The organism is Collinsella aerofaciens (assembly GCF_015553355.1).
Classification (GTDB): Bacteria; Actinomycetota; Coriobacteriia; order Coriobacteriales; family Coriobacteriaceae; genus Collinsella; species Collinsella aerofaciens_V.
Genome location: NZ_JADNGN010000009.1, coordinates 34,842 through 54,897, shown reverse-complemented (window position 1 = coordinate 54,897; position 20,056 = coordinate 34,842). Strand labels below are relative to the sequence as shown.

Here is a 20,056-nt window from a genome sequence, read left to right as displayed (position 1 = left end):
ATTGCATGGCAAGGAGATATGCAGATGATAGACAAGAACAAGACGAACACGTCGGCGACCGATGCTGCACCCGCCGCACCCAAGCCTGCACCTAAGCCGGCGCCCAAGCCGCGCGATCCCTACATTCGCGCCGAGAACGAGGACGATGACGGCTACGATCCCTACAGCGATCGCCGCCCCGAGCGTGAGCCGATGTTCGAAGCCGATCCGTGGCGCTGAGTGCCACCCAAAAGGCCACCAATAAGTTGCGGTGAAATAGGGACTGTTTTGCAGTTTGACCAGCAAAAACAGTCCCTATTTCACCGCAACTGCGTTAGGGATTTTTCTGCAGGGGAGGGTAGTCAAAAAAGCCCCGTCCCAAATTGACTGCTCGGGGAGTCGCATTCGAGCTCGGTTGTCCTCTTAGCCACTCGATATCCTTCGGAGCAATAACGGTGATAAAACTTGCTTAAGTGCTAATCAAACTACACACAATCTTGCTCTCTAGCTAATCAAGAATCAGTATAATTTTGATTAGCTAGAGAGCAAGATTGGAGAATCATGGCATTCAACGACTTGATCGCCCAGAAAATAAAGGACTTTGAACAGCAGGGGGTTCCGCAGGTCTTTGAGCGAGACCTTGATCTGGAAAACCCACAGGAGCCAAAGCGCGACAACATCGTAAATGTGGTTGTGGGGGCCCGCCGTTGTGGAAAGACGTATCGCCTGTATCAGGAGATGCAGCGGCTTCAGGGCCGGGGCGTCGAGCTTGACCGGATGCTTTACTTTAATTTTGAGGACGAGCGCTTGCGCCCGTATGAGTCATCGCTGCTGGCGGACGTGCTCGACACGTTCTATGCGCTGTATCCTGCTGCTCGAACCGAGGGCGCTTACATTTTCTTTGACGAGATCCAGGAAATTCCCGAATGGGGTGCGTTTCTGCGGCGTGTAGTCGATACGGAGAAAGCGACCGTCTATGTGACGGGATCTTCTTCCAAGATGCTGTCCTCAGAGCTTAAGAGCGAGTTCAGGGGTCGTTCTCTTATACGGGAGCTTTTTCCGTTGAGTTTTTCGGAATACGTTCGGTATAAGACGGGGAGCGTTTTCGAGCCAGATGCGACCTTTTCCCCAAGCGATGCAGCGCTGCTTCGACATCATCTGATCGGATATCTTGAACGAGGGGGATTCATCGCGACGCTTGAGCAGACGCCCGCGGACGCGATTCAGCTGCTACAGGAATATGCTTCGCGAACGGTCGCCATGGATGTCGTTGAGCGCTACGACGTCAAGAACCCTCGCCTGGCCTCACTGTTCCTGACGCGGTCTATGGCATCTTCTGGACGAGAGCTGTCAGTGAACAAGGTGTACAACGAGTTCAAGAGCAGACAGATACCCGTCAGCCGTAATTCGCTCAGCGATTTACTTGAGTATTATGAGGATGCCTACCTGTTATTTTCTGTGCCGGAGTTCACGCGTTCATTGGCAAATAACATGCGGTCTGCGTCTAAGGTCTACGCTGTCGACCCTGCGATGTTTGGAGCATTCTCTCCCGCATCGGCATTGGACCAGGGCCAGAGGCTCGAGACCGCAGTGTTCAATGCGCTAAGAAGAAGGACTCCCGCGGTGAGGACCGGCTCGGTCTGCCGCCTGCTGATCAAAGAGAAGAGCAAAAGCCATGAGGTGGACTTTGTGGCTGGGGACGCACTTCTCATGCGGGCTTATAGCCTGATTCAGGTGAGTGTGGATATGGCAAGTGAGAAAACGCGCGAGCGCGAAATTGCCGCGCTTGATGCCTCGATGGCCCAGTTCGATCTTGGCGAGTCGGCAATCGTTACCATGGATGAGCAGGCCGATATTCCATGCGAGCACGGTGCGGTACACGTTGTGCCCGCATGGAAGTGGCTCCTTGCCTAATCATCTACGGATCTGTGGGGCCAGGACCTCCTGGCCCCTTTATCACGGTTGGGGAGCACCATGATGCGCCCGGCTAGTCCTGGGCCTTGATGCTCGGCAGGAGAATCTGGGCGAGGTAGTCGGTCTCGAGTTTGGTGGCGGCGTCGGCCTTGCCGTCTTTGCCGACCAGCACGTTCTTGATCTGGCTATAGGTGTAGCGGTTGCCGGTCGTGAGCTCGACAAGCTCAATCGCCGTATCCATGGGGTAGGTCGACACGGGGTCTTGCGTCCGTCCGTTGATGGTCTGGGGCACCACGTACGGATAGACGGGGCCGCTGGCGTAGACGGTGTAGCCGTTGCCGAGGTTTGCGGCACCCAAAACCGCGTCGCCCTCATCGGGCGTAAAGCTCTCGCCCTCGCGCACCGCGACGAGCGTCACGAGCGGTGTGTTGGTGTCGCCGTCCAGATAAATGCACAGCGTGCTGCCGTTTTGCCAAGTCGCGACTTTGCCGTACCACTCAACGGGAATATCGAGCTGATACAGGTCCGTTGCCTTATGTCGAGCATCGGCGTCGCGGGCCGCCTGTGCCTCGCGGGAGCTCACGGCGTTGACGGCGGCGTCACGGCGCGCGGTTGCCGCCTGCTGGAGCACCTTTGCGACCGCGGCGGAGTTCACCCCGCCTTCCTCGGCATACTTGGCGGCGGCATCGATCTGGTCGTCAGTCACCGTGTCGGCCGAAGGCACCTTGAGCTTAAAGGTGGCCTGGGCACTCAAATCCTGCCCATCGCTCTTAATGGTGACCTGCGCCTTGGTGGTCGGCACGGTGTAAATGGTACCGTCGGCTGCGATGGGGGACCCAGCGATGGAGAGCGTATAGTCGCCGGGCAGCAGCTTAATGCCGCGACCGTGTTCGTCAACGTAGAGCGTTTCGCTCACGGAAGAACCGTCGGAATCCTGGCCGCTCACCTGCACGGGAATCTTGGAACCAGTTGAGCAGTCGAGCCCTGCGGCATGCACGCCAATCTGCACCGACATCATCGTGTGTGCACTGGCGGCGACAGCGGCAGCCTGCTCTTGCTGATATCCGTTCCAGGCAGCATAGCCTGCGCCGCCGGCGACGAGCGCGACGGCCACAACGCCGGCAACCATCAGGTTGCGGCGCTTGGGCGGCATCTTACGATGACGAACCTCGGCTTCGCGTGCCGAAGGAACGGACGGTAGGGGAATATCGCCCATGGCGATGGTCTCGTCCACGGCAGGCGCGGAGCCCAGGCCGGGAAGCTCGCGGGTCAGCGAATCTTCGGCCGGCAAGCTGTCGAGTAAGATGGTTTCCTCGCTCGTGTCGGATTCGGGCTGGTCGTTGACCTCGCATTCGGATTCCTCGTGCCCCGCCTCGTCTTCGGTGGGCGCGGCGCCATCGTCTTTTGCATCCTGATCATCGGGCTGCGCCTCGATTTCCGGCTCATCCCGCACATCAACGCTCGGATCGTCAAACGCAATCTCGGCCAGCGCAATCCGGTCTAGGCTCTCCAGGGCCTCAGCGCAAGCTTCTGCATCTTGGGCCGCATCCTCTTGGCCCGTCGTCTCATCTTTCATATATCCCCCAAGCTCAATATCGGGACAACAATGTACCCAAAAACGGGACCCCATAGAGCCGCCGCATGATTTGAAATCCGATTTTATATATGCGCATGTTTTTGAATAGATGAATAGAGACGCAACGACAAAAGCCCCCGAAAAGCGAGCGAAACGCTTTCCGGGGGCTCTGCGAGACATTGGATTGAAAAGCCTGGCAGGTGGGCCTATGCCCAAGTGCCAACAGCGACCAACATGTTACTCAGCGTGCGCGTAATCAACCTTGGCGCGGCGAGCGGTGGCCTTCTCCCAGTCGCTGGTGCCCTCAAAGACATCCTGCTTGTAGGGATTGCGGCCGAGCTTCTTGGCACGGTAGGCGATGTAGGTGATCGCGGCAACGTTGGCGACCAGCGCGGCGACCGAGACCGCGGTGGCGGCGCCGGGGTCGAGCGTGGAGTGGGTCACAAAGATGGACTCCTCCTGGAAGTACGGGAACACCTGGGCAAACATGCACCAAATAGCAAGCGTAAAGGCGCGGTTCTGAATCCAGCCGCCCTTATTCCAGATAAAGGCGGCGACGGTGGGCGCCAGCAGCAGCGCAAAGCCGCAGAACCAGGAGTGGGTGGGCAGGCAGTTGTAGGTGTAGCAGAAGTTCCAGATATCGTAGGCGATGATGTAGACCCAGGTCATGTCGGGCCACAGCATGTCGGTCTTGTCCTCGGAGGCGTAGACGCTCCACCAACCGGTCATGCAGAAGATGTTGATGATGCCCGCGATACCGTTGAACACGTTGTTCCAGCCGGCCAGCTGCGTGGCGCCCTCGGAGGTGACCCAGGTGGACTCGCCCAGGACAAAGAAGTGATAGGCGCTCTCAAAGTCAGACACGACGGCGATCATGATGTTGATGGCGACGATCACAAACGGCCACGCGCGGAACCAATGCGCCTTGCCGATCTTGCCCCACTGGTACTTAATGGCAATGAAGCCCCAGCAACCGGCCAGCGCCGCGTACACCTTGGCGTAGTGGAACCAGCTGTTCTGGTACACATGGGTGGGGTTGGTGAGCGCCCACTCGGCACCCTGCGAAACGCCGACGGCGATGGCGACGCAGTAGATGGTCATGGCCAGCGGAGCCACGCCAAAGATGATTGCCGCGCCCAGCTTGGTGCGGCGGCCGACCTCGTTGAGCACGATCAGGCCAATAAAGACCATGGCCCAGCCGGCCCAGTGGATAAGGGTATCGCTACCCCAAACATCGAACAGCATGCTGCTCTCCTTTCACACGCCCGCGGCCCCTCTTCTGATCGCGGGCAGTTTGGCCAAATGTCGTCAGTTCTGGGGCTTGCGCTCCGGATACTTGGCGGTATAGCCCTCGATGTGGAGTGTCGAGGCGATGATTTCCTTGACCGTCTCGTCGGGCACATCGGGGTGCGTGCGGATATACATCAACAACCCCATGATGAGGGTGTAGAACGTCTCGTAGACATGGTCGATGCGTAGCTCATGATGGGCGGCAAAATCCACCACGGTGGTGTCGCAGATATACTGCGCCACACGCTGGACCACGTTGTGCAAAAAGCCGCCGTAGAGCGCGCCGCTGCTTGAGGTGAGCGTACTCGGCAGCTCGTGGCCGCTGACGACCAGGCGCTTAAAGAGCGGGGCGACGGTGTCGAGTGCGCCCTCGATATCACCGACGGTGCGGTTGGCATTCCACTGCTCGAGCTCGGAGATAAAACCGTCGATCGCCTCGTCCATGACGGCGGTGACAGCGGCGTCCATGTCGGCAAAGTAGTGGTAGAACAATGAGCGCGTACAGCCGGCTCGCTTGGTCACGGCCGATACCGATAGGTGGGACACGCCCAGCTCGGAACTCACGGTGCGCACGGCGGCGAGGATCTCGCGACGGCGTTCGTCGCCCGTCAAGCGCTTTGCCGCGCTATCGGACGCGGGGACGGCATCGACTACAGAGGTATCTGCTGTGTTGTTGCCCATACGTTTGCCGCCTTTCGTCCTCTTTTGCCTGACCGTTCGCCTAACAGTCTTGAATATTGTTGACGGTTCGTCAATACTATTTTTGACACAATGTCAACTAATGGCGGGTGAACGGCATGGGGGCATGCCTGGCCTGCAAAAAGAGGGGTGCCGCGGTCTCGCCGGGCTGTGGCAAGAGAAGGGACGACTATGATTCTCAACGGACCGGGGATTAGCTACACCGAGCCCGATATCGGTGCGGAGTTTGTGCCGCCGCTGCCGGAGCATCCGCGCGAGGCCATCGTCAAACTGTGCGAGCACTGCACTAACCGCCTGCTGCATCGCGACGAGCTGCTGGGCTACGAGTACTGGTCGTTTGCCGAGGCCGCGACTGACGAGCAGGCCGAGGTACTCTGCAAGATGAAGATGCGCCGTCCCTATACGCTGCCCGAGATGGTCAAGCTCACCGGCATGCCCGAGGCCGATATCGAAAAGATGCTCGACGACATGAGCTACACGGGCCTGCTCGAGTACAACTGGGAAAATCCCGAGCGCGCCAAGCAATGGGTGCTGCCCATGCTGGTGCCGGGTTCCGCCGAGTTCCTCAACATGCGCGTGAGCCAGCTCGAGGAGCATCCGGTCTATGCTAAGTTCTTTGAGCAGGCGTCTAAGGGACCGCTGTCCAAGGCCACGCCGATGGTGCCGCCCGGTGGTGCCGGCATCGGCATGCATGTCATTCCGGTCGAGAAGGCCATCGATGCCGCGAGCACGTCGGTGCCTATTGAGCATATCGAGCACTGGCTCGACAAATACGAGGGTAAGTATGCCGCTAGCACCTGCAGCTGCCGTGCAAGCCGTCGCGTTATGGGCGAGGGCTGCGCCGACGACCCGGCCGATTGGTGCATCGCCGTGGGCGATATGGCCGACTACGTGGTCGAGACCGACCGCGGCCATTACGTGACGCGCGACGAGGTTTACGACATCCTGCGCCAGGCCGAGGACAACGGCTTTGTGCACCAGATCACCAACATCGACGGCGAGAACAAGATCTTCGCCATCTGCAACTGCAACGTCAACGTGTGCTACGCCCTGCGCACCTCGCAGCTGTTCAACACGCCCAACCTGTCGCGCTCGGCCTATGTCGCCAAGGTCGAGAAGGATAAGTGCGTGGCCTGCGGTCGCTGCGTTGAGGTGTGTCCGGCCGGCGCCGCCAAGCTGGGCCAAAAGCTCTGCAGCAAGAAGGCGGGCGGACAGGTGCCCGAGTATCCGCGCCAGGAGTTGCCCGATGCCACCAAGTGGGACCACACCAAGTGGTCGCCCAACTACCGCAACGACAACCGCATCGAGACGCACGAGTCCGGCACCGCGCCCTGCAAGACGGCCTGCCCCGCGCACGTTGCCGTTCAGGGCTATCTGAAGCTCGCGGCTCAGGGCCGCTATGACGAGGCCCTAGCACTCATTAAGCGCGAGAACCCGCTCCCCGCTATCTGCGGCCGTGTGTGCAACCGCCGCTGCGAGGACGCCTGCACCCGCGGCCGTGTGGACGCCGCCGTGGCTATCGACGAGGTCAAGAAGTTCATCGCCCAGCGCGATCTTGATGCCGCGACCCGCTATGTCCCGCCCGTGGTGACGCCGACGCGCGCTGGCGGCTTCGATCAGAAGATCGCCATCATCGGTGCCGGTCCCGCCGGCCTGTCCTGCGCTTTCTACCTGGCCGAGAAGGGCTACAAGCCTGTCGTGTTCGAGAAGAACGAGCGCCCGGGCGGCATGCTTACCTACGGTATTCCCAGCTTTAAGCTGGAGAAGGACGTTATCGAGGCCGAGGTCGAGATCATTCGCCTGATGGGTGCCGAGTTCCGCTATGGCGTGGAGGTCGGCCGCGATGTGACGCTCGACGAGCTGCGCGAGCAGGGCTTTAAGGCCTTCTACGTGGCTATTGGCTGCCAGGGCGGCCGCCTTGCCGGTATTCCGGGCGAGGATGCCGAGGACGTGACCGTGGCCGTCGACTTCCTTCGCGAGGTTAACAGCGGCAAGATCGACGCGCTGCCCGGCCGCACCATCGTGGTGGGCGGCGGCAACGTGGCCATCGACGTGGCCCGAAACGCCTGCCGTCTGGGCTCCGAGCACGTTGAGATGTTCTGCCTGGAGAGCGAGGCGCAGATGCCCGCCAGCGAGGAGGAGCGTCGCGAGGCCGTTGAGGACGGCGCGCACATCAGCTGCGGCTGGGGTCCCAAGGAGGTTCACCTGGACGAGGCCGGTCGTGTGTGCGGCATCACCTTCAAGCGCTGCACGCGTGTCTTTGACGACGAGGGCCGTTTTGCGCCCGAGTACGACGAGAACGATCTGCGCCGTGTCGATGCCGACCGTGTCGTCATGTCGATTGGCCAGTCCATTGTGTGGGGCGACCTGCTGGCTGGCTCCAAGGTGGAGCTCGGCCGCGGCCAGGGTGCCCTTGCCGACCCCCAGACCTACCAGACCGCCGAGCCAGACATCTTTGTGGGCGGCGACGTCTACACCGGCCCCAGCTTTGCCATCGACGCTATCGCCGCCGGCCACGAGGCCGCGGTGTCCATCCATCGCTTTGTGCAGCCGGGCTCCACGCTCACCATCGGCCGCAATCAGCGCCGCTACACCGCGCTCGACCGCGACGACGTTGTGCTCGAGAGCTACGACAACGCGAGCCGCGAGGTTGCGCATGTGGACCGCGAACGCGAGAAGGCTACGCCGTTTAGCGAGTATGTTGAGACCTTTACCGAGGAGCAGGTGCGCGCCGAGACCGCCCGCTGCCTGGGCTGCGGCGCCTCGATCGTCGACCCTAACAAGTGCATCGGCTGCGGCCTGTGCACCACCAAGTGCGCGTTCGACGCCATCCATCTGGATCGCGACCGCCCCGAGTGCTCAACGATGGTCAAATACGAGCAAAAGCTCCCGAGCCTGGGCAAGTACGCATTGAAACGTGCAATTAAGATCAAATTTGGGAAGAAGTAAGAGACCTAACAAGTAAGTGAACGGCGCAGAGGGCGGTTGGACAGCGAGCGGGTCCCAGGCGTGGCGAGGTGCCTTGAAAGAGGAGGGCATAGGGCTTTTGCCCATGCCCGACGATTGAAAGGCAGATCGCCCGTCTGGGACTCGCGCAGCGTCAAGCCGACCGCCGTTCGTTAGAACGGCGGAAGGAATTAAAAGTGCACGAGCTCGGAATCGTCTATCACATCATTCGCGATGTCGAGAATGTGGCGCGCGCTCATGGCGTGCGTCGCGTTTCGAGCGTGACGTTGCTACTGGGCGAGGTCTCGGGCGTCGTTCCCGACTTGCTGCTCGACGCTTGGCGCTGGGCAGCAGATAAAAAGCCTATCACCGAGGGCGCGGAGCTTATCGTGGAGCCCGTCGAGGCCGTGACACATTGCGAGGCGTGTGGCTGCGACTACGCGACGGTCGAGCACGGCAAGACCTGTCCCCATTGCGGCAGCGGCGAGACATACCTGCTGCAGGGCCAGGAGGTCATGATCAAACAGATCGAGACCCCCGACGAGGATCCGGCAGACGCTGTCCCCGACGGCCCTTGCGACGTCCCCGACGCCGTCGACGCCGCCAACCCCCTCCACATCGCCTAGGATCCCCTATAAGTTGCGGTGAAATAGTTCCTAAATCCCCCTTCTGACTCTTAAACAAGAACTATTTCACCGCAACTTTTTTGAGTAGTTTTGTTGAGCATAAGTCGTGCAAATAGTCAAGCCACGTCTGTTTAAACAAAATAGTGACAGTACGAGCACATTCGCATTTGCTTAATATCGATATTAATGAACAGCTTGCTTGTATCTATAAAATACATAGATTGATGAGCGACGCTTTATCAGGTAATGAGTCGAAAAACAGTAATGTAATCAATTTGCAACAAACTTAGACGTTTAAACAAATAATCCAACCTTTTGCGAATTTAGCTATAATTCCACAATCCAAACAGGTATACTCCTTTCATGTCGTGTAGGAAATACGTAGACAAAAAGGAGGTTATGTGATGGTAAGTATTGTTCTTGCTAGCCACGGGGACTTGGCAGCTGGAATCAAGCAGACGGGCTCGATGGTCTTTGGCGATCAGCCGTCTGTTGCCGTGGTCTCGCTCGAGCCGAGCATGGGCCCCGACGACTTCCGTGCCAAGGTCGAGGAAGCAATCGCTTCCTTCGAGGACCAGGAGCAGGTGCTCTTCCTCGTTGATCTGTGGGGCGGCACGCCGTTCAACCAGATCAGCGGGCTCATCGAGGGCCATGATTCCTGGGCTATCGTCACCGGTGTCAACCTGCCTATGCTCATCGAGGCATATTCGCAGCGCTTTGACGCAAAGAACACTGCACATGCGATCGCAAAACATCTCGTGACTGAGGCTAAGGCTGGCGTGCGCGTCAAGCCCGAGTCTCTGGAGCCCGAGGAGAAGAAGCCGGCTGCGGCCGCCGCTGCTCCTGCAGGCGCCATCCCTCCGGGAACGGTCATCGGCGACGGGCACATCAAGATTGCCCACGTCCGTATCGACACCCGTCTGCTTCATGGTCAGGTGGCCACCACGTGGACCAAGCAGATCAACCCCAACCGCATCATCGTGGTTTCCGACGGCGTTGCTCACGACGAGCTCCGCAAGACCATGATCGAGCAGGCTGCCCCTCCGGGAGTCCATGCCAACGTCGTGCCCATCAAGAAGATGGCCGAGGTCGTCAAGGACACGCGCTTTGGTGACACCAAGGCCATGCTGCTCTTTGAGAACCCGCAGGATCTGCTCAAGGCCATCGAGGCCGGTGTCGACATCAAGGAAGTCAACATCGGTTCCATGGCTCACTCCAAGGGCAAGGTCGTCGTCACCAACGCCGTCGCTATGGGCGATGATGACGTTAAGACTCTCGAGGCCCTCAAGGCCAAGGGCGTCAAGTTCGAGGTCCGCAAGGTTCCTTCGGATTCCTCCGAGGATCTCGACGCCATGTTGAAGAAAGCTAAGGCCGAACTGGCCGCTCAAGCATAGTAAAGGAGGGTCCGATACATGTCTGCAATCACTATTCTGCTTGTTGCGATTGTCGCGTTGCTTGCCGGTATGGAAGGCATTCTGGATGAGTTCCAGTTCCATCAGCCGCTCGTGGCATGCACGCTTATCGGTCTCGTAACCGGTCACCTTCAGGAGGGCATCCTCCTGGGCGGTTCGCTCCAGATGATGGCCCTTGGCTGGGCTAACGTCGGCGCCGCTGTCGCGCCTGACGCCGCTCTGGCCTCGGTCGCTTCTTCGATCATCATGGTGCTCGCCCTCAACGGTGGCGCCACCGATTCGGCCAAGGCCGTTACCACCGCTATCGCCGTCGCCGTCCCGCTGTCGGTCGCTGGTCTGTTCCTGACCATGATCTGCCGTACCATTGCTACCGCTATCGCTCACGCCATGGACGGTTGCGCCGAGAAGGGCGACTTCTCCGGCATCGAGCGCTGGCAGTATGCTGCCATCCTCATGCAGGGCCTTCGTATCGCCATCCCGGCAGTGCTTCTGTGCGTCATCCCGGCCGAGGCCGTTACCAACGCGCTTAACGCTATGCCCGACTGGCTGTCCGGCGGCATGGCTGTCGGCGGCGGCATGGTCGCTTCCGTCGGTTACGCCATGGTCATCAACATGATGGCCACCAAGGAGACCTGGCCGTTCTTCGTCCTCGGCTTTGTCCTTGCTGCCATCCCTCAGCTCACGCTGATCGCCCTTGGTCTCATCGGCATCTCCCTTGCCCTCATCTACCTTGGCCTTAAGGATCTGGCCAAGCAGGGTGGCGGCATGGGCGGTGGCTCCGGCGACCCGCTCGGCGACATTCTGAACGATTACGAGTAGGAGGGGAGTGATACATATGGCAGAGAACAAGATTCAGCTCACCAAGGCTGACCGCAAGAAGGTTTGCTTCCGTCATCAGTTCCTTCAGGGCTCGTGGAACTACGAGCGTATGCAGAACGGCGGCTGGTGCTTCGCAATGATCCCTGCGATCAAGAAGCTCTACACCAGCAAGGATGACCAGATTGCCGCTCTTAAGCGCCACCTGGAGTTCTATAACACCCACCCCTATGTTTCCGCCCCCGTCATTGGCGTTACCCTCGCTCTCGAGGAGGAGCGCGCCAACGGTGCCCCGATTGACGACGTCGCCATCCAGGGCGTCAAGGTCGGTATGATGGGCCCGCTCGCCGGCGTCGGTGACCCCGTCTTCTGGTTCACCCTTCGCCCGATTCTGGGCGCTCTGGGCGCTTCCCTGGCCATGTCCGGCAGCATCGTCGGTCCGCTGCTGTTCTTCTTCGCGTGGAACATCATCCGTTACGCTTTCCTGTGGTACACGCAGGAGTTTGGCTACAAGGTCGGCTCCTCCATCGCCAAGGACCTCTCCGGTGGTCTGATGGGCAAGGTCACCGAGGGCGCTTCCATCCTGGGTATGTTCATCATCGGCGCCCTGGTCGAGCGCTGGGTGTCCATTTCCTTCACCCCGATCGTCTCCACGGTCAAGCAGTCTGCTGGCGCCTTTATCGACTGGGCTAGCCTGCCCTCCGGTTCCGAGGGTATCAAGGAAGCGCTGACGATGTACAACTCCGTCGGTGCTACCGCCCTTGATCAGATGAAGGTCACCACGCTTCAGGCCAACCTCGATCAGCTCATCCCCGGCCTTGCCGCCGTGTGCCTGACCCTGCTGGTCTGCAAGCTCCTCAAGAAGAAGGTCAGCCCGATCGTCATCATCCTGGCTCTCTTCGCCGTCGGCATCATCGGTCGCTTCTGCGGCTTCATGTAAGCACGCTTCGGCTTAAGACCGAGAGTTGCTAGGTAAGGGCTTTTGAGCCATTGAAACGGACCGCACCCGGTGGGTACACTGGATGCGGTCCGATTGTTTTTATTGGAGGGCGAGGCGCGTATGGCGCAATCTCAGAACAGCACGGTCGATCTGGCAACGCCGGCAACCTGCCTGATGGGGCTTACCAGCCACGGTAACGTGATGGTGGGCAATAAGGCGTTTGAGTACTATAACGAGCGCAATCCCGAGGATTATATTCAAATCCCGTGGGACGAGGTCGACTATATTGCCGCCGAGGTCTTGCGCGGCACCAAGAAGATTACGCGTTTTGCCATCTTCACCAAGGACAACGGTCACTTTACGTTTTCGACGCGCGACGACAAAGAGACGCTGCGCGCTGTGCGCAAGTACGTGGACGAGGATAGACTCGTGCGTTCGCCCGACTTTATCGACGTAACGACCAAGGGCGCCAAGAGCATCCCTGCTGCCATCAAAAGCCTCTTTCACAAAGGCGACTAGTCGTCTGCGATAGATGGCGGAAAATGCATCCCGGAATTCGTTCTCATTCCGGGATGCATTTTCCTTTTGAGCGCCAGTTGGGAAAGCTTGTCCCATTTTTTAGCCGAATACCGGGATGGAATTTCCCTTACATGTGGTTAGAGGAAACCCCATCCCATTATTTTGCGTTATTCTGGGTAATTTTCCGTTATTGAGAAGGCTCTACGGCGATAATTCGCTGCAGAGCCTTCTTGATGAGTGGCCATGCGCTACATGGCCAAGGGGCAAATCTGCTACACTAGTACAACATGCCTCCGTAGCTCAGGGGATAGAGCACCGCTCTCCTAAAGCGGGTGTCGACGGTTCGAATCCGCCCGGGGGCACCAGGGAATATGACGGCGTCGCGGGAGCGGCGCCGTTTCTGGTTTGCGGGGGCCGCCGGCGGATTCGGGCCGTCGACACCCGCGTCACCAATTGCGTCTAGAGCCCTCCGGTAGAGTGTCCAAGCCCTAAAGCCCAGTTGATGCTACGGGGTTTAGAGGCGGACTGAAGCAAGGGGAAGACATGTCCGCTCGGGGTGATAGACTAACGCTGTGGTAAATACAGGACAGTTTGACCGTTTTTCAACCAAGATAGGCGTCCCATGCAACTAAATGCAGCTGATATAGCGCAAAAGAGAATTGACCTCGGCCTCACCCAAAAGGAGTTCGCCGCCGCCCTTGGTATGGGCTCGTCTGGCGAACGCACCGTTCGGCGCTGGGAGTCTGGGGATACTAGTCCAACGGCGGCTGAATGCGCCTTTATCGCATCGCTCGATGCGGGGGCTCCATTTGACCAAGGGGAGCGCAGCGACGCGCCTTTTACCTTCTGCGATCTCTTCGCGGGCATCGGCGGTATACGAATGCCGTTCCAGGAGCTTGGCGGTAGGTGCGTCTTCTCTTGCGAGTGGGATAAGTTCGCCCAGAAAACCTACCGGATGAACTATGGAGAGACCCCGGCGGGCGACATCCGTCAGGTCGCATCAAACGATATACCGGACTTCGATGTCCTGCTCGCAGGCTTTCCTTGTCAGCCATTCTCCCTTGCAGGCGTTTCGAAGAAGCAATCTTTGGGGAGACCCACCGGCTTTGAGGATAAAACGCAGGGAACCCTCTTTTTCGAGGTCGCTCGCATCATACGCGACAAGCGCCCGAAGGCCTTCTTGCTTGAGAACGTTAAGAACCTTACGAGTCACGACGGCGGGAAGACCTTCAAGGTCATACGACAGACGCTTGAGGAGGACCTTGGATACCATATTTTCTGGAAAGTGCTTGATTCAAAAAACTGGACGTGCCAGCACAGGGAGCGCATCTACATCGTGGGGTTCAGGGAGGAAGTTCCCTTCTCGTGGGATGACCTTGAGGTGCCGGGACCGGGACATACGCTAGGGGAAATCCTCGAAGAGCAACCAAACGAACGCTACACCATTTCGGATAAGCTATGGGCCTATCTGCGCGCCTATCGCGAAAAGCATGAGGCGGCGGGCCACGGCTTTGGATACTCGATGGTCGGCCCAGAGGACACGACAAGGACGCTTTCCGCCCGGTACCACAAGGATGGCAGCGAGATTCTGGTCGGGCAGGAAGGAAAAAACCCTCGTAAACTCACTCCCCGCGAATGCGCGCGCCTGCAAGGATTTCCCGATGAGTTCATCATCCCGGTGTCGGATACTCAGGCATACAGGCAGTTCGGCAACTCCGTGACCGTGCCGGTCGTGCGCTCGGTCGCGAAGTTGATGATGGAGGTGTTCTAGGATGGACTATGGAGTACTTGGCGCGTATTTTGACGGTGCTGTCGCGAAAACCCTCGCGGGCGTTGACATCATGGGGGCCAATAAAAGCCACCAGCACGAATTCAACGGCGTGGGGCCTTTGCGCGCGCTTTTCGGAGACGATGACATAAAGGGGATGCGAACTACCTTCGCATATCTCGATGATGGTGCAGACCCTATATTCGACCATGGTTATACCACTTGGTACGACGCCCGCAGGAAGCATCCAACTAGAACTGAGTATAGGCTCTACTACAACGATAATGCTGCCATGGGCATGGCCCGTCCGGGCGACCTCATGGTTTTGGCCCTACACGAAGCCAAGGAGGTCGTAATCCTATTTGCCCGAGCGGGGAGTACGGCGGAATCTCAAGTTCGCTGGCTCTTCGCGCTCGACGGGGTTGGCGAGAAGGGTTTTACGCCCTCTGCTCGGGAGGATACGCGCATCACGTCGATCGCCGCAAGGATTTTGGAGTCCATCGGCATCGAAGTTAGCATGCCGATCGCAGCGGAGAACTTCCTCGACGGTATGATCGAGAAATTCGGCGAGTCCTTCCCCAAAGGGGCAGACTTCTCAGCCTACTCAGCTTCCACCCTTGGAAAGCTCGATTGGACGGGCGACCCGGATGGCTGCTTGGTCGCTTGTTACGAACGCGAAGAGATGCTGTTCCGCGTCTTCGAGCGGCATCTCTTGGAGCGCGACCTCGCGCCATACCTTGGCTCGGCGCTTGATGTTGATGGCGTGCTGCGCACCACTATGTCGGCCTTCCAGCGCCGCAAGTCCCGTGCGGGGACGGCGTTCGAGAATCAACTCTCGATGCTATTCGATGCTAGGGGCATACGCTACTCGGCGCAGAAATACACCGAGGGCAAATCAAAGCCGGATTTCATCTTTCCCTCTATTGACGATTACCACGACCCCAAGTTCCCTGTCGCTCGACTGACGATGCTCGGTGCCAAGACAACCATCAAGGAGCGTTGGCGTCAGGTGCTTGATGAGGCTGACAGAATCGAGGACAAGCATCTTGTAACACTTGAGCCCGCCGTAAGTGAGGATTACACACGAGCTATGGCTAAGGACAGGCTCAGCCTCGTTGTGCCCTCATCGCTGTTCGAAACCTACACGCCCGCGCAAAGGGAATGGCTCATGAGCGTCAACGACTTCTGCAGGCTGGTAGAAGCCCGACAGCACGAGTAGAACCACGAGACGTTTTTTAGAAATGAGGCCGGAGACCAGTTGAGTCTCCGGTCTTCTTTTTTCACTCGCAACAGATTCGTCGATCACGAGGTGGGATTTGTATTTGGACTGCGCAAACTCTTGGGCAAGGGTGCTTTTTCCAACGCGGCGGGCCCCCTCGAGCATGATGGCTCGGGATCCATTGCTCGCTTTCCAATCGAGGAGTTTATTGTAGGCCGTACGTCTGAATACTGACATGATTGCCCAATCTAGCTGCTGTATACACGAAATGGGAAGTGTGGTTACCTGATTCAATACACGAAATGGGAAGTGCGGGTACCGCTGGAGCTTGTTGGGATAGATGGAGCGCATGTGTTGCGTCGCTCAGGTATGCTCATATGTGCCTAGAGTTTCACATGCCGAGAAAGGTTGATGGCTGCCATATCCACATACCAAAACACGGAGCGCTCAGCGCCGTCGACACCCGCGTCACCAATTTCCCCGCGGGGGGGGGAGTTTTCGAATCCGCCCGGGGGCACCAGGGAATATGACGGCGTCGCGTGAGCGGCGCCGTTTTTGGTTAGTGGGGGCCGACGGCAGATTCGGGCCGTCGACGCTCGCGTCACCAATCGCGTCATTCGAATCGGCGCTGGGAATTCAGTGCTTTTCCTCATGCAAGTATCTTCCATCTTGCGTCGCCGTCAGCCGTGAGCGGTCGATTTTTACCGATAAACGGCAAATTAATTCAGAAAAAATCAGGTAATTTCAAGAATGGTCAAACTTGATTAACAGCAAAACCACAAGGTAGATGGCTTTATACGGTGAAAAACTCTGACACAATGAGAAAAAGAGTGAAAAATACTGATTGAAAATGAACTTATGTGGCAGTAATCTACATGTCACAGGGTAAGCCCCGGCGCGCAGGCGGCGGCCCTTATCGAATTACGGATATAGATCAGGTGCTCGAACGGGCAGAAACGATCAAGGACGAAGGTAAAGGACGTAGAAGCATGAAGCTTGCAACTCGTATCAACTCCTATTTTCGCGATGGCGACAAGAATCTTGATCGCGTGTTCGCGGAGTTCCAGAGCGTGGGCCTCACGCACGTCGACCTCAACTACCCCGAGCACTGCACAGGTGTCACGGCTGAGGACATGGCCGCCAAGCTCGCAGCTCACGACCTGCAGCTGAACGGCTGCGCGCTGCGCTTCCGCAACGCCTTCCTCAACGGTGACCTGGGCAATGCCGATGATGCCCTTGCCGCGGAAGCCCTTGAGCTCTGCTACGAGGCGTGCGACTACTGCCGCACTGCCGGTGGCAACACGGTGACCATCTGGCTCGGCCACGACGGCTTTGACTACAGCTTCCAGATCGCCTACGCTCGCGTCTTCGACCAGCTCGTAGCCGCATTCCAGAAGGTTTGCGACTACGCGCCCGACCTCAAGATCTCGATTGAGTACAAACCCTACGAGGAGCGCGCGTACGCGTTCATCGACTCCATGGGTATGACCGGCATGATTCTCAACGCTGCAGACCGCCCGAACCTGGGCGTCACGCTGGACTACTGCCACATGCTCATGAAGCACGAGAACCCTGCCATGGCCGCCGACCTATTCGGCCGCGAGGGCAAGCTCTACGGCATTCACCTAAACGACGGCAACGGTCGCTTCGACGATGGCCTTATGATTGGTACGTCCACGCCGGTGAAGACCCTCGAGTTCCTCTACTACGTGAAGAAGCACGGTTACGACAGCGCGATCTACTTCGACACGTTCCCGGTCATCGAGCCCGCTGCCGGCGAGGCTGCACAGAACGACCAGATGATCCATCTGCTCAACGACGCCATCGAGGCCGTAGGCATGGAGAAGATCCAATCCGTTATCGATGCAAACGACGCGATTAAGGCAGCCGAGCTTGTCCGCGAGCTCTTCTGCGCAATGGGGAGGTAACCAATGAAACGCGACTGGAACGCGATGGCTCAGGGGATTCTGGACGCCGTCGGTGGTCCCGAGAACATCTCGGGCATGACGCACTGCGCGACGCGCCTGCGCCTCAATCTCAAGGACGACGCGGCTTGTGACGACGCTGCGGTCAAGGAAGTCGAAGGCGTTGTGAACACGCTGAACAAGGCTGGTCAGTATCAGGTTCTCATCGGCACTGAGGTCCCGAAGCTGTACGAGAAGTTTGAGCCGCTGGTCAAGGGCTCGGGCGTGGAGATCTCCGCTGCTACCAAGGACGAGGGCGAGAGCATCGTCAGCCAGATCTTCTCTGCGATCTCCGGCATCTTTGCCCCGCTGCTGCCCGCCATGGCCGGCTTCGGTATCCTGCGCGGCTTCGTCATCCTGGCTGCCCAGCTCGGCATCATCGCCGAGGGTACGGGTACCTACACCATCCTGTACACCCTGGCCATGAGCGTGTTCTACTTCCTGCCCGTGCTGCTCGGCTTCTCGGCCGGTAAGCGCTTCGGCGCGAGCCCGTACCTGTCGGCGCTGCTCGGCGCGTGCCTGCTCTACCCGGACTTCATCGCCCTCATGGGCGACGCGGGCAACGGCGCCATGACGGATTTCTTCGGCATCCCCGTTGTTCTCATGAGCTACAACTCCACGGTTATCCCCGCCATCCTGTCCGTCTGGGTCTACTCGTTCCTGTACAAGTGGCTCGATGAGCACGTCTCCGAGATGCTCAAGCTCGTCGTGCTGCCCGCCATCTCCCTGATCGTTATGGTTCCGCTCACGATGCTCGTCATCGGTCCCCTGGGCGTCTACGCCGGCGAGGGTATCGCCTTCGTGGTCAACTGGCTGATCGAGCGCAGCTCCTTGCTTGCCGGCGTGCTGGTTGGCGGCGGCTGGTCCGTGCTGGTGTCCATGGGTATCCACTGGGCCGTGAACCCCATTATGATCAACAACATCGCCCAGAACGGCTTCGACTACATCTGCCCCTTCACCTTCGCCTGCAACTTCGCCGTTATCGGCTGCGCCTTCGGCGTGTTCCTCAAGGCCCGCGACCAGAAGCTCAAGAGCTTTGCCATGACCGGCGTCGTGTCGATCGCCCTGTCCGCCATCATCGAGCCCACGCTGTTCGGCATGCTCGTGAAGAACAAGAAGGTCTGGCTTGCGCAGATCATCGGTGGTGCCGTCGGCGGTGCGTTCCTCGGCATCATGAAGGTCGTCACGACTGCCTTCACCTTCGGTTCCGTCACTACGTTTCCGGCTTTCGTGAGTTCCGACCCCATGAACTTCGCTTGGGCTATGGTCGGCATGCTCATTTCCGCCGTCGTGGCCGGTGTTCTTGCCTTCGCCTTCACCGGCAAGGAGGATCAGCTCGCCTAAGAGCCCCCGGATGCGCCGCCTCTCCTAGGGTCGTTCTCTTCGCTTGAAGAGCGTCGCGCTTACGCGAGGTGTGTCAACCTCGTTCAAATTGTGAACGAGAGGGTAGGTCAATCGATTAAGCGGTCGTCATCGCAACAGGTGGCGGCCGCTATTCTGCTTGTGCGTTACACTTTTCGAAAAGAAATGAACGAGCGTGAAGCAGAGTGGTTTGGAGAGGTTCCCAATATGATTCCGTATGAGCGCCAGGAGCGAATTGTAGAGTGCCTGCAGAAGTCGGGCCTCGCGAGGATTTCCGAGCTGCAGGAGGAGCTGCCGGGCGTCTCTATTTCGACGCTACGTCGCGACCTCAAGGAGCTGGAGGCGCTTGGCAAGGTTGAGCATCTTTCGGGCGGCGCGGTGAGGCTCCTCTCGGCTGTCCACGAGGTGAGTATCTCGACGCGTTCGGGCCTACACGGGAGTGAGAAGGAACAGATTGCCCAAGTCGCCTTGCGTTTTGTTGAGGACGGGGACACGCTCTACTTGGACTCGGGTTCCACCTGCACGGCGCTGCTGCGTCTGCTGCTCGACCGCGACGTGACAATTTACACGACGGATGCCTCGGCGTGCCTGATTAAGAGCGAGACGCGCGCCCAGCTCATCGTGGTGGGTGGCGAGTTCAACTATGTGAACTCCTCGTTCTGCGGTTCTATGACCGAATCGATCCTGCGCGATCTGTACTTCGATAAGGCGTTTATCGGGACCAACGCGATTGACGAGGACCGCGGCGTCATGACGCCCTCCTACGTTGAGGCGGCGAAGAAGCGCATCGTGCGCGAGAATTCGAATAAGGCGTACGTGCTGTGCGACAGCTCGAAGTTCCATCAGTTCTCGAATGTTCGTGCGTTTGGGTTCGATGGTGTGTCGATTATCGCGGAGTCCTATGACGAGAAGATCGCCCAGTGCGCGCGCCTGATCACGCCTGGAGCGTAGGGGGTCCGGGCTCAGGTCTGCGGATTGCGGCCCCTGGCTGCTGCTGTCCGCGTAGCGGGATTTCTTCCTAGGGAA

At 58.8% G+C, this 20,056-nt stretch carries 17 protein-coding genes and 1 tRNA gene; 14 read left to right on the top strand and 4 right to left on the bottom strand.

Translation table 11 applies throughout. The features are described 5' to 3' along the window. The first annotated feature begins 24 nt into the window (after window positions 1-24). Window positions 25-219, top strand: coding sequence for a hypothetical protein (locus I2D57_RS03900; protein WP_229055616.1), 195 nt, complete (start codon window positions 25-27; stop codon window positions 217-219). Window positions 220-540: 321 nt separating this feature from the next. Further along, window positions 541-1,893 (top strand): ATP-binding protein, encoded by a 1,353-nt coding sequence (locus I2D57_RS03895; RefSeq protein WP_195361550.1) that lies wholly within the window; start codon window positions 541-543, stop codon window positions 1,891-1,893. A 73-nt stretch (window positions 1,894-1,966) separates the two neighbouring features. On the opposite strand, the gene I2D57_RS03890 is transcribed toward I2D57_RS03895, so the two are convergent. From I2D57_RS03890 to I2D57_RS03880, 3 genes are all read right to left on the bottom strand, one after another. Then, on the bottom strand, window positions 1,967-3,469 hold the full coding sequence (locus I2D57_RS03890; RefSeq protein ID WP_195361549.1) for a hypothetical protein: 1,503 nt from the start codon (window positions 3,467-3,469) through the stop codon (window positions 1,967-1,969). Window positions 3,470-3,706: 237 nt separating this feature from the next. Continuing rightward, complete coding sequence (locus I2D57_RS03885; RefSeq protein ID WP_195361548.1) at window positions 3,707-4,714, bottom strand: DUF5692 family protein; 1,008 nt, start codon at window positions 4,712-4,714, stop codon at window positions 3,707-3,709. A gap of 63 nt (window positions 4,715-4,777) precedes the next feature. Continuing rightward, window positions 4,778-5,440: a TetR/AcrR family transcriptional regulator gene (locus tag I2D57_RS03880; RefSeq protein ID WP_195361547.1), complete on the bottom strand. Its 663-nt coding sequence runs from the start codon at window positions 5,438-5,440 to the stop codon at window positions 4,778-4,780. A gap of 189 nt (window positions 5,441-5,629) precedes the next feature. Here I2D57_RS03880 and I2D57_RS03875 point away from each other — a divergent pair, with 189 nt between their 5' ends. The 9 genes from I2D57_RS03875 to I2D57_RS03835 all read left to right on the top strand — a co-directional run bounded on the left by I2D57_RS03875 (window position 5,630) and on the right by I2D57_RS03835 (window position 15,704). Next, window positions 5,630-8,407 carry an FAD-dependent oxidoreductase gene (locus I2D57_RS03875; protein WP_195361546.1) on the top strand — a complete coding sequence of 926 codons (2,778 nt, stop codon included), beginning with the start codon at window positions 5,630-5,632 and terminating at the stop codon, window positions 8,405-8,407. 194 nt (window positions 8,408-8,601) lie between these two features. After that, entirely contained in the window at window positions 8,602-9,030 is a 429-nt protein-coding gene (locus tag I2D57_RS03870; protein ID WP_195361545.1) for a hydrogenase maturation nickel metallochaperone HypA/HybF, read from the top strand. A 404-nt stretch (window positions 9,031-9,434) separates the two neighbouring features. Further along, window positions 9,435-10,424: a PTS sugar transporter subunit IIB gene (locus I2D57_RS03865; RefSeq protein WP_006235196.1), complete on the top strand. Its 990-nt coding sequence runs from the start codon at window positions 9,435-9,437 to the stop codon at window positions 10,422-10,424. Window positions 10,425-10,442: 18 nt separating this feature from the next. Then, complete coding sequence (locus I2D57_RS03860; protein ID WP_006235195.1) at window positions 10,443-11,261, top strand: PTS mannose/fructose/sorbose transporter subunit IIC; 819 nt, start codon at window positions 10,443-10,445, stop codon at window positions 11,259-11,261. Between the two features lie 16 nt (window positions 11,262-11,277). Continuing rightward, window positions 11,278-12,198, top strand: coding sequence for a PTS system mannose/fructose/sorbose family transporter subunit IID (locus I2D57_RS03855; protein ID WP_055310058.1), 921 nt, complete (start codon window positions 11,278-11,280; stop codon window positions 12,196-12,198). A 120-nt stretch (window positions 12,199-12,318) separates the two neighbouring features. Next, on the top strand, window positions 12,319-12,717 hold the full coding sequence (locus I2D57_RS03850; RefSeq protein WP_195361544.1) for a DUF956 family protein: 399 nt from the start codon (window positions 12,319-12,321) through the stop codon (window positions 12,715-12,717). Between the two features lie 289 nt (window positions 12,718-13,006). Further along, a tRNA-Arg gene (locus I2D57_RS03845) sits at window positions 13,007-13,082 on the top strand. A gap of 257 nt (window positions 13,083-13,339) precedes the next feature. Continuing rightward, a complete protein-coding gene (gene dcm, locus I2D57_RS03840; protein ID WP_117763364.1) occupies window positions 13,340-14,488 on the top strand; it encodes a DNA (cytosine-5-)-methyltransferase in 1,149 nt (382 codons plus the stop codon). A 1-nt stretch (window position 14,489) separates the two neighbouring features. Next, on the top strand, window positions 14,490-15,704 hold the full coding sequence (locus I2D57_RS03835; protein ID WP_195361543.1) for a type II restriction endonuclease: 1,215 nt from the start codon (window positions 14,490-14,492) through the stop codon (window positions 15,702-15,704). On the opposite strand, the gene I2D57_RS10045 is transcribed toward I2D57_RS03835, so the two are convergent. Continuing rightward, window positions 15,609-15,869, bottom strand: a complete 261-nt coding sequence (locus I2D57_RS10045; protein ID WP_324249196.1) for a hypothetical protein — start codon at window positions 15,867-15,869, stop codon at window positions 15,609-15,611. The two genes, I2D57_RS03835 and I2D57_RS10045, sit on opposite strands and share 96 nt — an antisense overlap. A gap of 824 nt (window positions 15,870-16,693) precedes the next feature. Between I2D57_RS10045 and I2D57_RS03830 the strand changes: the two genes are divergently transcribed. The 3 genes from I2D57_RS03830 (at window position 16,694) to I2D57_RS03820 (ending at window position 19,981) form a co-directional block, all read left to right on the top strand. Continuing rightward, window positions 16,694-17,632, top strand: coding sequence for a sugar phosphate isomerase/epimerase family protein (locus tag I2D57_RS03830; protein ID WP_195361542.1), 939 nt, complete (start codon window positions 16,694-16,696; stop codon window positions 17,630-17,632). Between the two features lie 3 nt (window positions 17,633-17,635). Further along, window positions 17,636-19,012: a PTS transporter subunit EIIC gene (locus I2D57_RS03825; RefSeq protein WP_195361541.1), complete on the top strand. Its 1,377-nt coding sequence runs from the start codon at window positions 17,636-17,638 to the stop codon at window positions 19,010-19,012. A gap of 183 nt (window positions 19,013-19,195) precedes the next feature. Beyond that, window positions 19,196-19,981 (top strand): DeoR/GlpR family DNA-binding transcription regulator, encoded by a 786-nt coding sequence (locus I2D57_RS03820; RefSeq protein WP_229055615.1) that lies wholly within the window; start codon window positions 19,196-19,198, stop codon window positions 19,979-19,981. Window positions 19,982-20,056: the final 75 nt, after the last annotated feature.

What these genes read in the sequence shown, in the direction of transcription:
- I2D57_RS03860 (WP_006235195.1), top strand. Translation starts at nt 10,443, where the DNA reads ATGTCTGCAATCACTATTCTGCTTGTTGCGATTGTCGCGTTGCTTGCC.
- I2D57_RS03825 (WP_195361541.1), top strand. Translation starts at nt 17,636, where the DNA reads ATGAAACGCGACTGGAACGCGATGGCTCAGGGGATTCTGGACGCCGTC.
- I2D57_RS03855 (WP_055310058.1), top strand. Translation starts at nt 11,278, where the DNA reads ATGGCAGAGAACAAGATTCAGCTCACCAAGGCTGACCGCAAGAAGGTT.
- I2D57_RS03895 (WP_195361550.1), top strand. Translation starts at nt 541, where the DNA reads ATGGCATTCAACGACTTGATCGCCCAGAAAATAAAGGACTTTGAACAG.
- I2D57_RS03885 (WP_195361548.1), bottom strand. Translation starts at nt 4,714, where the DNA reads ATGCTGTTCGATGTTTGGGGTAGCGATACCCTTATCCACTGGGCCGGC.
- dcm (WP_117763364.1), top strand. Translation starts at nt 13,340, where the DNA reads ATGCAACTAAATGCAGCTGATATAGCGCAAAAGAGAATTGACCTCGGC.
- I2D57_RS03835 (WP_195361543.1), top strand. Translation starts at nt 14,490, where the DNA reads ATGGACTATGGAGTACTTGGCGCGTATTTTGACGGTGCTGTCGCGAAA.
- I2D57_RS03820 (WP_229055615.1), top strand. Translation starts at nt 19,196, where the DNA reads ATGAACGAGCGTGAAGCAGAGTGGTTTGGAGAGGTTCCCAATATGATT.
- I2D57_RS10045 (WP_324249196.1), bottom strand. Translation starts at nt 15,869, where the DNA reads ATGCTCGAGGGGGCCCGCCGCGTTGGAAAAAGCACCCTTGCCCAAGAG.
- I2D57_RS03865 (WP_006235196.1), top strand. Translation starts at nt 9,435, where the DNA reads ATGGTAAGTATTGTTCTTGCTAGCCACGGGGACTTGGCAGCTGGAATC.
- I2D57_RS03850 (WP_195361544.1), top strand. Translation starts at nt 12,319, where the DNA reads ATGGCGCAATCTCAGAACAGCACGGTCGATCTGGCAACGCCGGCAACC.
- I2D57_RS03900 (WP_229055616.1), top strand. Translation starts at nt 25, where the DNA reads ATGATAGACAAGAACAAGACGAACACGTCGGCGACCGATGCTGCACCC.
- I2D57_RS03880 (WP_195361547.1), bottom strand. Translation starts at nt 5,440, where the DNA reads ATGGGCAACAACACAGCAGATACCTCTGTAGTCGATGCCGTCCCCGCG.
- I2D57_RS03830 (WP_195361542.1), top strand. Translation starts at nt 16,694, where the DNA reads ATGAAGCTTGCAACTCGTATCAACTCCTATTTTCGCGATGGCGACAAG.
- I2D57_RS03890 (WP_195361549.1), bottom strand. Translation starts at nt 3,469, where the DNA reads ATGAAAGATGAGACGACGGGCCAAGAGGATGCGGCCCAAGATGCAGAA.
- I2D57_RS03875 (WP_195361546.1), top strand. Translation starts at nt 5,630, where the DNA reads ATGATTCTCAACGGACCGGGGATTAGCTACACCGAGCCCGATATCGGT.